The sequence below is a fragment of the Paraburkholderia sp. MM5477-R1 genome, from assembly GCF_050436385.1.
In the GTDB taxonomy this organism is placed as follows: Bacteria; Pseudomonadota; Gammaproteobacteria; order Burkholderiales; family Burkholderiaceae; genus Paraburkholderia; species Paraburkholderia tuberum.
The window spans coordinates 850,058-863,350 of the sequence record NZ_JBNDMC010000006.1 but is presented as its reverse complement, the minus strand read 5'-3'; the positions used below and the strand labels follow the sequence as shown (position 1 = coordinate 863,350).

11 protein-coding genes and 1 pseudogene are annotated in these 13,293 nt (G+C 59.0%); 4 read left to right on the top strand and 8 right to left on the bottom strand.

The genetic code is table 11. The features are described from left to right. Window positions 1–4 precede the first annotated feature (4 nt). Window positions 5–727, bottom strand: a pseudogene (locus OKW35_RS22335) (IS30 family transposase); the annotation flags it as partial. A 457-nt stretch (window positions 728–1,184) separates the two neighbouring features. Here OKW35_RS22335 and OKW35_RS22330 point away from each other — a divergent pair. From OKW35_RS22330 to OKW35_RS22315, 4 genes are all read left to right on the top strand, one after another. Continuing rightward, a complete protein-coding gene (locus OKW35_RS22330; RefSeq protein ID WP_429402600.1) occupies window positions 1,185–1,964 on the top strand; it encodes an SDR family oxidoreductase in 780 nt (259 codons plus the stop codon). A gap of 57 nt (window positions 1,965–2,021) precedes the next feature. Next, the gene (locus OKW35_RS22325) at window positions 2,022–2,792 is read left to right on the top strand and encodes an SDR family NAD(P)-dependent oxidoreductase (RefSeq protein WP_429402599.1); all 771 of its coding nucleotides are present in this window, start codon (window positions 2,022–2,024) and stop codon (window positions 2,790–2,792) included. A 96-nt stretch (window positions 2,793–2,888) separates the two neighbouring features. Next, entirely contained in the window at window positions 2,889–4,133 is a 1,245-nt protein-coding gene (locus OKW35_RS22320; RefSeq protein ID WP_429553161.1) for an MFS transporter, read from the top strand. A gap of 220 nt (window positions 4,134–4,353) precedes the next feature. Continuing rightward, window positions 4,354–5,499 carry a porin gene (locus OKW35_RS22315; RefSeq protein ID WP_429404280.1) on the top strand — a complete coding sequence of 382 codons (1,146 nt, stop codon included), beginning with the start codon at window positions 4,354–4,356 and terminating at the stop codon, window positions 5,497–5,499. A gap of 206 nt (window positions 5,500–5,705) precedes the next feature. Here the strand turns inward: OKW35_RS22315 and OKW35_RS22310 are convergent, their stop codons facing one another. The 7 genes from OKW35_RS22310 to OKW35_RS22280 form a co-directional block, all read right to left on the bottom strand. After that, on the bottom strand, window positions 5,706–6,560 hold the full coding sequence (locus tag OKW35_RS22310; RefSeq protein ID WP_429553160.1) for an FUSC family protein: 855 nt from the start codon (window positions 6,558–6,560) through the stop codon (window positions 5,706–5,708). Then, complete coding sequence (locus tag OKW35_RS22305; RefSeq protein ID WP_429553159.1) at window positions 6,557–7,621, bottom strand: FUSC family protein; 1,065 nt, start codon at window positions 7,619–7,621, stop codon at window positions 6,557–6,559. The genes OKW35_RS22310 and OKW35_RS22305 overlap by 4 nt, the downstream gene beginning before the upstream one ends. 110 nt (window positions 7,622–7,731) lie before the next feature. Continuing rightward, complete coding sequence (locus OKW35_RS22300; protein ID WP_429553158.1) at window positions 7,732–8,535, bottom strand: SDR family NAD(P)-dependent oxidoreductase; 804 nt, start codon at window positions 8,533–8,535, stop codon at window positions 7,732–7,734. Window positions 8,536–8,549: 14 nt separating this feature from the next. After that, entirely contained in the window at window positions 8,550–8,984 is a 435-nt protein-coding gene (locus OKW35_RS22295) for a DUF3237 domain-containing protein (protein ID WP_429553157.1), read from the bottom strand. Window positions 8,985–9,101: 117 nt separating this feature from the next. Further along, entirely contained in the window at window positions 9,102–10,358 is a 1,257-nt protein-coding gene (locus tag OKW35_RS22290; RefSeq protein WP_429553156.1) for an MFS transporter, read from the bottom strand. A gap of 31 nt (window positions 10,359–10,389) precedes the next feature. Continuing rightward, a complete protein-coding gene (locus tag OKW35_RS22285) occupies window positions 10,390–11,322 on the bottom strand; it encodes a VOC family protein (RefSeq protein WP_429402593.1) in 933 nt (310 codons plus the stop codon). A gap of 50 nt (window positions 11,323–11,372) precedes the next feature. Beyond that, window positions 11,373–13,241 carry an FAD-binding protein gene (locus OKW35_RS22280; RefSeq protein ID WP_429553155.1) on the bottom strand — a complete coding sequence of 623 codons (1,869 nt, stop codon included), beginning with the start codon at window positions 13,239–13,241 and terminating at the stop codon, window positions 11,373–11,375. Window positions 13,242–13,293 lie beyond the last annotated feature (52 nt).

The window sequence follows — 13,293 nt, the reverse complement described above, 5'->3', positions numbered from 1 at the left end:
CGGCCGCGATCTTCACCAGCATTACATAGCGTGTCTGACGCTCTACAAGCGTTGCAATCTGGCTGCCGCCGCTGCCACACAGGAGGTCTCCCTCCCAGTGCCCCGGCACCGCTCGGTCTTCCACAGTGGCGGGGCGCTCACGGATTGATACCGCGTCACGGATCCTGCCGTGATCGTCCGTTTTCTGCGTGTGATGGCGCGAGCGCCGCATGGCCCGGGTGCGCCGTAAATGCTCCAGCAACTCCTTCTTCAGTGCACCCCGTGCCTGAATGAAAAGACTGCGATAGATGGTCTCGTGTGACACGTGGTAGTCCTCGCTGCCTGGCCAGGCGCGTTTGAGCCATCCAGCAATCTGCTGGGGCGACCACTGCAACCGGAGCTTGTTGGCCACGATATGAGCCAGCATCCGGTGCTCGACCAGTTTGCAGACTTTCGGGCGCAGCGACCGATCCCATGCAAGCTGGTCGGCGTGGCTGGCCCGATAGCCGGCCTGCCCACTGTTGCGCTTGATCTCGCGACAGATCGTGGACGGTGATCGCGACAGTCGCCGGGCGATTGACTGAATCGAATCGCCCGCGACGAGGCCTCGCGAAATCTCCTCGCGTTCGGCAAGCGTCAGCGCCAGCCTCGATCATCGGCGTGGCGCAGGCTGGATTCCTCCAGTTTGCGCCAGAATTCCCTGTACTGACGAGTGATTGCGGTCAAATAGCTGGGCGATGTGCTGCACGCAACCGCTCCCACGACACGACCAGGCTTGGAGAGGCCGTAGCGATTAGCGCGCGCTCGTTCCGTCAATCGCGGATGGGCCTCGAAGAAAATCTCGATCTGTCGGGCACTCGTCTGGCCAAGACCCGGGATCGCCGCCTCTTTATTAAATTAGCAAGTCAAACGACCGATTCAAGGTTGGAGTTCAATCCGTCGTCAGTCGTCAGCGCTTACTCCGAGCGTAAGCGCATCCTGACCCGGCTTCGTGGTCGCGGCTTTGGGTGCGCATATGCCCTCTTAGTGTTTTCCCCAACCAACAAACGCTTGAATCCAAGTCACGTGACTTATATTATCGGTCACGTGACTTGGTTTTGCCGTCCCGCTAATGATGTCGTCCGCGCGGGGAAGTGAACCGAATAGGTTTCACATGCGGCAGCGACGACGAGAGCAACATCACCACGACTCTTGGAGACTTCTAAATGAACGCTGGCAGTGCTGTAAATCGCGCCCCCAAAACAGCCGTTGTAACGGGCGGTGCCGGAGCAATGGGCTTTGCCATCGCAAAGCGATTGCACGAGACGGGAATGACCGTGCTCTTGCTCGACAAGGATTCCCGAGTCGAGGAACTGGCCGCCGAACTGGGCGGCGCGACGAAAAGCTCGAGGGGATTTCAGGTCGATCTGTCGAGCCGCGAGCAGGTCGAGCAGTTCATAGCGACGGCAATCACCGAGTTCGGCCCGTGCGATGTGCTGGTCAACAACGCGGGCATCAATCTCGACAATCCGGACGGCTCGAAGATGTTCACCGAGGACATCGACAACGCTAGCTGGGACCTCATGATGAACGTGAATCTGCGCGCGCCGTTCCTGCTGTGCCGCGGCTTCATTCAAGGCATGAAGGAGCGCGGTTGGGGCCGCATCGTGAATATCGCGTCCCGCGCGGGTCGCACCTACATTCCGGCGAGCAACGCACACTACTCGGCGTCGAAGGCCGGGCTTATCGGCATGACGCGGATGCTCGCGGGCGAATGCGGGCCGTTTGGCATCACCGCGAACTGCGTCGCACCCGGGCGCATCACGTCTCCGCTGGCCGATCGCCAATCGCCGGAAATCATCGCGGAATCCATGAAGAATATTCCGCTCGGGCGGGTGGGAACGCCGCAGGAAATCGCCGAAACGGTCGCCTTCCTGTGCTCGGACGGAGCCGCGTACATCACGGGTGTGACCGTGGATGTGAACGGCGGCGCGTTCATGGGTTGAACCTGCTCCATTGGATAGGACAGCGCACCGTATAGGCAGCAAATAGGAAACCTAATCATGACAAAACGACTGCAAGGCAAAATAGTTCTCAACGTCGGCGGCGCGCGCGGAATCGGCGCGGCCGAATCGAAGCTCTTCGCGAGTGAAGGCGCGATCGTGTTCATCGCCGACATACTTGATGAACGCGGTGAAGCGCTGGCACGGAGCATTGTCGAGGAAGGCGGCGAAGCGCATTACTTTCACCTCGATGCGCGACGCGAGGAGGACTGGACCCAAGCAATCAGCCATATCGACGTTGCCAAGGGCAAGCTCGATGTGCTGGTGAACAACGTCGGCATCAACGATCGAAACTCGATCATGGCCACCACACTGGCTGACTGGAACAACACGCTTGAAACGAACGCGACCACGATGTTCCTCGGCATTCGTTCAGTTGTACCGCTTATGCGTCGGGCAGGCGGCGGTTCCATCATCAATATCGGCTCGACGTCGAGCGTTACCGGCACGCCCTACGCCGCCTATAGTTCCAGCAAATGGGCGATGCGAGGACTGGGAAAGATCGCGGCCCGCGAGTTCGTCGGCGACAAAATTCGCGTCAACACGGTTTGCCCGGGTTTCATCCAGAACGAGTTTAACGAGGGGCAACCTTATCTGGAAGCCCTGCGCGAAAGCGTTCCGATGGGCCGCGCCGGCTCCTCGGACGAGGTCGCTCACCTCTCGCTATATCTCGCATCGGACGAAGCAGCCTACGTAACGGGCCAGGATATCGTCATCGACGGCGCCCTCAGCATGCCCACTTACGTTCTCAGCACCTTCGCGGGCAAGTAAGTCGTTCCACCCCTGCATCCGACCCGTCTGCCAAAAACGGACGGGTCGTTTCATATCCAGTGTTGCAAAGATCAAGAAGGCCACAAGGGGACAAGCATGACCACTCCGTTAACCGCATCAGACACGGCAGGCAATCCGGCAGGCAGTCCGTGGCGCTATGTTATTGCCGGATTCTTCGCACTGGTATTTGGCGTCAACATCGTGCCGGTGATGTTCAATCTGCTAGGCGCGCCGCTGACAGCGGAATTTGGCTGGACGCGTCCGCAGATTTCGACCGGGCTCGCGGTGTTCACCTTCTGCGACGGCCTGAGCATGCTTGCCGTCGGCGCGCTCGTCGACAGGAAGGGCATCAAGTCCGTGGTGCCGATGGCCTTCGCTTTCGGCGGCGGCCTCATTTTGCTTGCGTTCACGCCGCCACAGATTGAGTGGATGTATGTGCTGTGCGCGATCATCGGCTTCGGTGCGGGCGCGGTTGCGCCGACGGTCTATTCCATCGTCATCACCGCATGGTTCGATGCGAAGCGCGGTCTCGCACTCGGCATCTTGAACGTAGGCCTCGGGCTGTGCGGCACGTTGATACCGTTCTTCCTCTCCTATCTGCTCAAGAACGGAGGCTGGCGTGGCGCCGTCATCACTGTCGGCGGTATATCGATGGCTCTTTCGCTGATCAACCTTGTTTTCGTGCTTCGCATGCCGGCCGGGTGGGAGGGCGAGCGACGCAATGCGCGCAGCCACGGCAAGCTCGCGCGCGCTTCGCTCTGGACGCTAGCGAAATCGAAGCACTTATGGTTGATCGCGCTTTCGATCTTTTTCGTTTCGGCTGCCACCTACGGCCTGCTGTCGCAAATGGTCCTGGTCACGGTCGATAAGGGTATCGTCATGTCGGTTGCGTTGACCGCCTTATCGACCATCAGCCTCAGCTCGGTCTGTTCGCGGATCGTCGTCGGCGCCCTGCTCGACCGAGTCTTCGCGCCGTTTCTCGCGGCGGCTATCTTTGTATTTACCGCGGCCGGCGTAACGCTGCTGAATCACACGAACGACGTCTGGGGTATCTATCTGGCTGCTTTGCTCGTGGGCGTGGGCCTCGGCGCCGAGGGCGATATCGCGGCCTATATCCTGAGCAGATATGTTCCCAAGGCGAGCTATGGCCGCGCCTTCGGCCTCGTCATGTTCCTGTTTGCGCAAGGCGGCGGCCTCGGAGTCTTTGTGCTTGGAAAGTCATATGGCGCGCTCGGTTCGTACACGGCGGCATTGTATCTGATCGTTGCGTTGGTTCTCGTGGCAGCGTTGTTGATTGCCGTAGTCGGGCCTTATAAATATTCCGTCGACCAACAACACTAAAGAAATTTCACGTTGTGCAGTCGCAACTACAGTATCGATGAAATCGAATTGGATTATCGAACCGGTTGCATCAACTGCGATACATGATTTCGCTCGAATAGCAATGCCTTAACGAATCGGCTTGCCCGATAACTTAACAAGCCCAGATCATTCGAAGATCAATCAAACGAAGCAATCAATAGAAATCGGAGACAGTATGAATCGCAAACGCGCCCTCCTCATGGGCACAATGCTGGGGACGGTCTGTTCGACATCGCAGGCACAGAATAGTGTCACCTTGTATGGAGTGCTCGATCAAGGTATTCAGTATCAGACTAATGCAGGGCCCGGGAAGCGCGTGTGGTTCGATTCGCTGTCCGGCATCGTCGGCAGCCGATGGGGCATGACAGGCGAAGAGTATCTCGGCGGCGGCATCAAGGCGCTTTTCACGCTCGAATCAGGTATCAGTCTCGGAAATGGGCAGTTCGGTCAGGGCGGAACGGAGTTCGGCCGACAAGCGTTCGTCGGCTTGGGCAGCAAGGATTATGGCCAGCTGACGTTGGGTCGGCAGTACGACATGATCTGGTACTTCCCCGAGCCGCTGACGGCCAACGCACTCGTGGGTGCATCGGTCACGGCCCACCCGGGCGACTTCGACAACGCAGGCAATACCATACGCTTCAACAACGCCGTGCGCTACATGAGCCCAGACCTCCGCGGAGTCACGTTCGGAGCGGAATACAGCTTGGGAGGGGTGGCCGGTGACTTTACGTCCAAGAGTGGCTACTCGGTCGGCGCGGGATACGCGAACGGTCCATTCAAGATCGCGGCGGCTTTCGACTATTTCAAAAATCCCACGTCGACACCCGGCACGGGATTTTTTACGGCGAATGCAAATGGCGCGTCTCCGCTCGCCTTTTCACTAAACAAGGCGTACGTCACCGCGCAGGCTTACCAGTCCGCAGTCGTCGGCGCGAACTATGCGATCGGCAGCTTCACCGTCGCCGCTTCATACTCGAACGTGCAATATGCGAATCTGGGCGCTTCATTCAACAACGGCACCGCGGTCTTCAATAACTACGATCTCGGCATCAGCTACCGTTTCACCCCTTTTTTGTTCGCAGGCATCGCATACGACTACATGAATGCGCGCGCGGTGACCACATCGAGCGGCAGTATCGTCGGAAATCAGCACTACAATCAAATCGGCTTTCTCGTCGATTACTTCCTCTCGAAGCGTACCGATATTTATGGCGGCGCAGGATGGCAACGTGCATCCGGCACCTCGTCAGTGGGAACGCGGGCAGTGGCGAACATCGACAATCAGGCCGACTCATCCAACAACAAGACTGTGCTGGTTCGAATCGGCATCCGGCACAAGTTCTGATCGTCACGAATCACCGGACGAAATTTCGTCCGGTGATCCCGAACATCACTAGTAGTTTTCTAGAAACAAATCCGCCGGAAGACCGCTCAGCCACCGGTCGGCCACGTCACGATTGTTGCGTCCATGCCAACGCTGCTTGACATCGAAGACCAACAATCAAGTTCGCACATGGATGGACGTCCATTCAGGGGAAGAACAGCTATCGACTAAGGCGGCGTATCGTCCTCGGGGAACATCGCGAGGCGCACGCCGGACAGTGCCGGGCTAAGCGCGCTGGCGCGTCCTTCCGAGAACGCCAATAGTTCGGACAGGATGTCGTCGAGCTGATGGCGAACCGCTGAAGGCATGGCGTTCGACTGGGCATCCGGGTTCGCGAATGCGTGCTCGACATCCGACAATATCCGCTTCAATTTTTCGGCCGATGACGGCGGAAGAGTTCGCGATAGCCGCCGGTTATCGATGGCATTGGCGCCTACGCGCAGCGCCTGAAGCACGCTTTTGTCTAGTCGATACGCATGTGCCTCATCGATGTTCGAAAGCCGCGACGACACGAGATAAAAGCGGTCGAGCATCCTTCGAACGAAATCCGTCCGAGCCTTCGTGGAATAGGCCGCGCGGCCCGAGGCTTGCAGCACGCGAATCAGGTCCTGTCTGGCAGCTTGCTCGATCCGGCTCGCGCTCCAGTGCGAAGATCGCGCCCGCATGATGCTCATGATGAAGGCGGTCAGAAAGACGCCGACCAGAAGGGCTAGCCCGGAACTGAGCGTGGAGGCGAAATCACCGACATATTCATTATTTAATTCGACGAGCGTCGACACGTTCGTTGAGATGACCATGCCGACGAAATTCGTGGACGGGCTGGCGATCAGCAGACCGAGCCAAAGAAACGCGGGTGCCATGAAGAGCGCGGCCATTTCAAATGTCGTGGCCGCCGGGAGTATCGCGGTTGAGTAGACGAGGCTAATGATCACCGCGACGAGCGCGAACTTGCCAAACTTCATCATCGACGGCAAGGGGCTGTCCTGAGTCGCGAAGAACGAACATGCGACGGCGGCAATCATCGGAACCGAGAGGCACCGTCGGCCCAACCGGTGCACATCCACACGAGGCACCCGGCAAGAATCGACACCACGGCCGTTGCACAGGAAAGAAGGGCTAGTCTGCGATCAATGTGACGCTGGAATCGGAAGTCCCTGTGTTGCTTGAACTGCTTGCCTCTATCGTCGGGTTGCAACAGACGCTCGCGATACGACTCGCAGGCTCGCATGGCTTCGAGCAGTTCGCGAAATCGCTCGATGAGACCGAGGAACGGCAGCCGACTGTGTGCGTCGGCCGCCAACTCGTCACGGCGAATCTCCATTACCTCTTCGTACAGGCGTTTGAGCGTCGGTGAGCCCGTCTCCTCGTCCAGATACGCGTTCAGTGAGCCGATAAAGACGGACAGCCTGACGGGAAGTTCCAGATCTTGCGCGCGCAGGAAAGCGAGGCGATCGTCGATGGATGCCAGAATCGGATGCAGCCGCTCGAGGTTCCATTGCAGCGAACGAAGCGTCGTCTCCTTGTCGCGCCATTCCGAGCTGTCATACGCGAGGTTCGACAGAAGCGAATCGAGATCGACCGGATGCTTCGCAATCGAACTCATAGTCGACGCAGCACCTGCTGATAAAAAAGCCGACTGTCGAAGCACATCGGCCGCCCAGCGCTTGCTGTCATGTAGCCACGCATCGACACGCAAGCGTACTGCATCGATTACGCTTTTTGGAAACACGAGGCCATGTACCAACGCGCTGCATACCACCGCCAGTGTGATTTCCTCGACACGCACGATGGCGGTGTTGAAGATATTCTCGGGTTGATCGACACCAGGAAAAGCGATGAACGCCACGCTGTAACCGGCGAGCATGAAAACATAGCTGCGCGGCGAGCGATCCTGCAACGAAATGTACAGGCAGCCCGCCACCCACAGCGCGAGCGCGAGACAAAGCAACTCGCGCGTCTGCACCAGGGCCGGAACCATCACAACTGCCGCCCCCGCACCGAGTATCGTTCCGGCCACGCGATACAGCGACTTCGACGCGGTCGCGCCGGCGAAAGGCTGCGACACGACGTACACCGTGGTCACGGCTCATCCGGGTCGGTCGAGTCCGGCAGCGAGCGCAATGAACATGGCGAGCAGCGCGGCACCGTAGGTTTTAGCCGAAAATACCCACGCCTCGCGATCCGGGAAATTCATCAGTAAGGCGTCAGCACTGCGCCGCCGCACACCGAAATCACCTGCCCGGTCACATACTGAGACAGATCGGTCGCAAGGAACTCCAGCACGTTGGCGCAATCTTCCGCCACGCCGAAGCGCCGCAACGGAATGCCAGCCATCTCGTCCGCGGTCCCCACGCCGCGCTCCAGCGCTTTTGCAGCGATGCGCGCCGTCATCATCAGGCCGGGCGAGATGCAATTGGCGCGAATGCCGAACGGACCAAGTTCGGCGGCGAGATAACGCGTGTAGGTCGTGACAGCGGCCTTGCTTGCACCGTATCCCGAGAGCTTGCCGCCCTTGTACGTCGTGATTCCGCTTTGCGCCGATGTATTGACGATGACTCCGGACGCCCGCCGCTTCATGACCTGAGCGACGGCTTGACAACAAAACACGGCGCTCATGTAGTTCAGATCGATAAGAAAGCGCGTGTCTTCTTCAGGGATTTCGCTTGCGGCGCTGCGTTCGGCGGGTGTAACTGCGCCGCCCGCGTTGTTGACAAGGATATCGATGCTGCCGAATTCGGCGAGGACATTCTGCACCATTGCGTCGACCTGCCTGCGATCGGTCAAATCGGCAGCAATACCGATGCTTCTTCGTCCGATCGCTTTCACTTCATCCATCACTGATGCCGCGCTTAACGTCTCGCCGAATTCGCGGGCGGCATTGAGATCGATATCTACCACCGCGATATCGGCGCCGAGTTTTGCGAGGCGTAGCGCATAAGAACGCCCCAGGCCCCGCGCTCCGCCCGTGACAATTGCGACCTTTCCGGTGAGTTTCATCGTAGTCTCCGCTTTCACAATATTTCGAACACGCTGTACACCGGCCCCGTGCTCAGGCGGTGACCCACGCCGACAGCAAGCAAGTGATTCAACCACTCATACTTTCCACGCGGCGCTTCAAACGTAGGCCCAATTCGGAAGTAATAGCTCGCGGGATCGACATCGTCGCCCTGATCCATGAGGGTCCTGATCTTATCCGGCATATGGCGGATACCGTAATACGACATTGCGATATGCACGCCGTCGTCCGTCTTCAGAATGAGGCGCGCATCGAGCGTCGTGCTGCCGTCGCTGCGCACCGAAAGCAGGTCGCTCGAACCGTCCAGAACTTCGCCGGCGATGCGCTCGCCTTTGAACGCACCCGAGGACACCACGCCGATACGGCGATCCGGCCCGACTGTCTGGCCCACGACAATGGGCGGTTTCACCGCTAATTGAATGATAAACAAGGGTGCGGCTTTAAGTGACTGCAATGCGGCTGGAAGTTCATGTGTCAATGGCGGACGAGTCATCGGCAACCTCAGGAAATTGAATCAAGGTGATTTGAATGTTGCGGAATGGCGCTTCTATCCGTGCATCCTGCTTCCGTCCGACTCGTACTTGTACGGCCCGAGACAAAGCACGAGCACGCCCGCGATCACCACTGAAATCGCGATGCCCACGATGGCAACCTTGTACGACCCAGTCAACGTGAACGAGGAACTCAATGCGAAGATGCCGAACGCCCCGCCCTGCGCGAAGAGAAACATCGCGACGCCGAGCACGCGTGCATATAATTGCCTGGGGATATAGCGGCTAGTGATGTACGCCACGATATCGCCCTCCGCGCCCAGACCCAACCCGATGCACAACGCGCCGACATAGAGCATGTTCAGCGAATTCGTGGTATTGAGCACGATCACGCCTGCGGCGCAGATCGCAAAGATAACCCCTGTTAGCACTGGTGCGAACATGCGGTCCAGCAGCGCGCCGACCACGAAACGCGATGCGATCGAACTGAGACTCACGGCAGAAAGCACCGCCACGGCCGTCGCCGGCACGAAGCCGCGATCAATGGTCATTGAGACCATCTGCGACATCATTCCGTAGGTGGACGCCGATACGAAGAAAACTGCAAAGCAGATGAGCCAGAACGCGCGATGGCTCAATACGGTGCGCATCGGCACGCCCGCGGAATGGCCTTGCGCTTTCGCCGCGAGCCGCTCGCGTTCCCATGCCTTCGGCATGCGCAATACGAAGATGTAAGCCAGCGCGGGAAGCACGGCGCCGATCGCGCCCATCGCCACGAAGACGGTGCGCCATCCGTGCTCCTTCAATATGAAGGAGATGATGAACGGCGTCAGCGTTCCACAAAGCCCGAGCCCGACGTTCAGGATACCGAGCGCAAGACCGCGATTGTTTTCGAACCACGCGGTGACCACGATCGAATAGACCGTCGGCGTCACCGCGCCCGCACCGAGGCCGATGAAGGCGCAGATGACATAGAGCACCATCAGGCTGGGCGGCAGCAGCGACAGCACCATGATGCCAACGCCGAACAGAATTGCCATGGGTGTGGCAATGCGAATGCCGTATCGGTCGACGAGAAAGCCCAGCGCCAGCAACCCGATGCCGTCGCACACCGTGAAGATAGACAGCCCCGATGAAATCTGCAGGCGATTCCACCCAAAGGTGCTCACCAGCGAAGGCGTGAGCACGTTGAACAGCACGTTGACCACGTTGACGCCGAAGATCAGCGCAACGAATCCTGTCAGCACATACAGCCAGGGGCGAAGCTTGCATGTCTGTCCGATTGCAGCGGCGCTTGCCGATGTTGTCTCCATGGACGTCTCCTCACTCTTTTCGTTTTAAGGCTTAAGGTTTGGCTGGGCAGAATCCCCAGCGGATGCCGAGGGTTTGGGCGGCATCAGTAAACAAGCCCTCTTTTGCGCGCTCGAACGGCACGCGCTGCGCTTCGAGATGCGCTGCGGTCTTTACCAGGTCTTCGACTTCGAAGGTGAGGCCGACGTAGCGATCGCTCTTGGCCGCTGCGCCATCGATATCCACGATGCTGCCGCTGCGCGGTGTAGCGAATCGCAGATTCGATTTCGCGTAAGCGATCGTCACGTAGTCGGAGTCGAACGATTCGTCGTGACCTTCATCGACGATCTTGCCGCCGAGCACATCGACATACAGGCGAATGGCGCGGCAGCGGTCTTGCGTCAGGATGTGGTGATACGCGGATCGCACGATGCCCAGCGGATCGTTCGCGTCCACGCAGCCGTCTTCCCAGTTCGCAGCGAGACGCGGATCGCCCTTCTCCGAGTAATAGTCCCAGTGCCTGCGGCCCATTTCGAAGAACTCGTAGGTCAGGCCTGTATCTTCGGGAATGGACCAGATCATCGGGCAATCCGCGACCATGTTCGACGGCGGCACCTCGCCGTTGCGGATGACAGCGCCTTCCTGATTGCGCGTGCGAAAACCGTGTTTTTCGAGCTGGATGGAAACCGCTTTGATGTCGTCCGTGTACCACGCGATATCGACGAGCTGGCGAACCTCCGGATACACCGCCTTTTTTCCATTGGGCAGCTTCAGAAGCGGCGGGCACAATGCATCCAGGCACACGTCCGCGATCACATAGAAATACGAGTAGTTCAGCGGATACGTCGGGTTGAGCCATTCGACATTCCACTTCTCTTCCCAGCGCACCGGCGGGCGATTGAACACGCGAGCAAACCACTCGGTCGTCTGGTTCAGACTATCGACGAGCACGGTTGGATGGAACATCATTGGCATCGGGTTGAACATATGTTGCGTCCTTTGTGGTTTACGCGACGAATCGTGGAAGCGATCGGGTATCAGCCGAGCTGATTCAGGCTTGAAGCGGCGTTGGCGAAGAGCGCGACGTCCGACTTGCCCGCCGCATGCATGACCGCGCGATAGGCGAAGGTCAGCGCGGGCCCCAAGGTCGTGCCGGGCCCGGGATAGGTGCCGAGCATCACCGAAGCCATGTCGTTGCCACAGGCATAAAGGCCCGTTACCACCTCGCCGTTCTCGTCGATCACCTGCGCGTCCCCGTTCGTGCGCACGCCCGCGCTGGTTCCGATGTCACCGGGCCAAACGGCGAGCGCGACGAACGGTCCCTGTTTGATTTCGGCGAGACACGGGTTTGGCTTCACGGCAGCGTCGCCATTGAATCGATTGAGTTCGGTCTCGCCCTTACCGAAGTCGCTGTCCTTTCCCTGTCGCGCAAGTTCGTTGTAGCGGCCGATGGTGTTTGTCAACTCGGATGCGCTCACCTTGAGCTTGAGCGCGAGTTCTTCAATCGAATTTGCAATGTGAAGATATCCGCTGCGTTCGAACGGCTTGAGGTTGCGCGTTTCAGGATAGATCGCGCCGAGACCGTACTTCTCGACAAATTCGGCTTCGCAGATGAGATAGGCTGGCGTGCCGCGTGCGGGGCCGTTGTCGGAGAGCATGGCATCGACGAAATCGTGGTAAGAACAGGCCTCGTTCACGAAGCGCCGTCCCTTTCCATTGATGGCGATCAACCCCGGCTTCGCACGATCGAGCAGCAGATGGGGGAACAGGCCCGAGCTTCCGTCGGCACGCTTCACCACCGACATCGGCGTCCAGAATCCGCCCCGGCCATGTTCCTTGGCGGCAATCGAAGCACCTGACTTGCGCGCGAGTTCTATGCCATCGCCCGTATTGGCCGCGCAGGCGAGCGAATAGTCTGCGGGGTTCGTCGGCATAAGCTCCGAGCGCAAGGCCGCGCTGTGACCGAAGCCGCCCGTGGCGATGACCACGCCCTTTCGTGTACGAATCCGCTCGGTTGCGCCGCTGGACTCCACGACCGCTCCGATTACGGCATTGCCATCCATGATCAGGCGTGTCGCGTGAGCGTTGAACAGGAACGGAACGTCCCGCTTACGAAGGCTATGAAACAGGCGCGCGACGAGTGCATTGCCCATCACCAGACGCGTGCCGCGACTGAAGCGCATTCGATCGAGCAGGTATCGCGAAACCAGACGTCCCGAATAAACGAAGTTTTTGATCGAGCGAAAGCGGCCGAGTAGCGGAGGCAAGTCCGCCTTGCCGACCATCATTCCACCGAGCACTAGAAACTCGGGAATGGGCGGGCGAACCTTTTCGAACGCCGAGCCAAGCAAGCGGCCGTCGAAGGTTTCGGGGACCAAAGCTCTGCCATACACGGCCGAACCCGGCATGTCGCGATAGTCCGGATGCTTGCCGCAGGGGACGAAGCGCACTTCGGAGCGTTCGCGCAAATAGTCCACGACGCGCGGACCGGTGGCGAGATAAGCATCGCGGATCGGGTCACGCTCGTCTGTTCCCGCTAAGGCGCGCATGTAGCATTCGGCATCCTTCGGATCGTCTTTGAAGCCGGCGTCGAGGCTCTGCTTATTGCCCGGGATCCAGATCGAACCGGCGGAAGTCGAGGCAGTGCCGCCCACCAGATCGGTCTTCTCCACCACCAGGGGTTGAAGACCTTCGATCGAAGCGATGAGCGCAGCCGTCATGCCGCCCGCTCCGGCTCCTAGGACGAGTACATCGACTTCACGGTTCCAGAGGTTGTCTACTGACATGGTGATCTCTCCGATTCTAGCAAGTAACAAGTCAGGCGACCAATAATAGCAGGTCGGTTGACTTGTTATCAATGACGAAAGGATCAGGGAAAACGCGCGGAAACGCTGTCGAGGGCGCAAACATGGGACTCAGGAGTCGATTTCCCTTGAGCAGCGGGTGGTTTATAATCGT

Bases quoted from the DNA above. Each gene is read 5' to 3' on its own strand.
- OKW35_RS22330 (WP_429402600.1), top strand. From the start codon at position 1,185: ATGAACGCTGGCAGTGCTGTAAATCGCGCCCCCAAAACAGCCGTTGTA.
- OKW35_RS22325 (WP_429402599.1), top strand. From the start codon at position 2,022: ATGACAAAACGACTGCAAGGCAAAATAGTTCTCAACGTCGGCGGCGCG.
- OKW35_RS22320 (WP_429553161.1), top strand. From the start codon at position 2,889: ATGACCACTCCGTTAACCGCATCAGACACGGCAGGCAATCCGGCAGGC.
- OKW35_RS22315 (WP_429404280.1), top strand. From the start codon at position 4,354: ATGGGCACAATGCTGGGGACGGTCTGTTCGACATCGCAGGCACAGAAT.
- OKW35_RS22310 (WP_429553160.1), bottom strand. From the start codon at position 6,560: ATGATTGCCGCCGTCGCATGTTCGTTCTTCGCGACTCAGGACAGCCCC.
- OKW35_RS22300 (WP_429553158.1), bottom strand. From the start codon at position 8,535: ATGAAACTCACCGGAAAGGTCGCAATTGTCACGGGCGGAGCGCGGGGC.
- OKW35_RS22290 (WP_429553156.1), bottom strand. From the start codon at position 10,358: ATGGAGACAACATCGGCAAGCGCCGCTGCAATCGGACAGACATGCAAG.
- OKW35_RS22285 (WP_429402593.1), bottom strand. From the start codon at position 11,322: ATGTTCAACCCGATGCCAATGATGTTCCATCCAACCGTGCTCGTCGAT.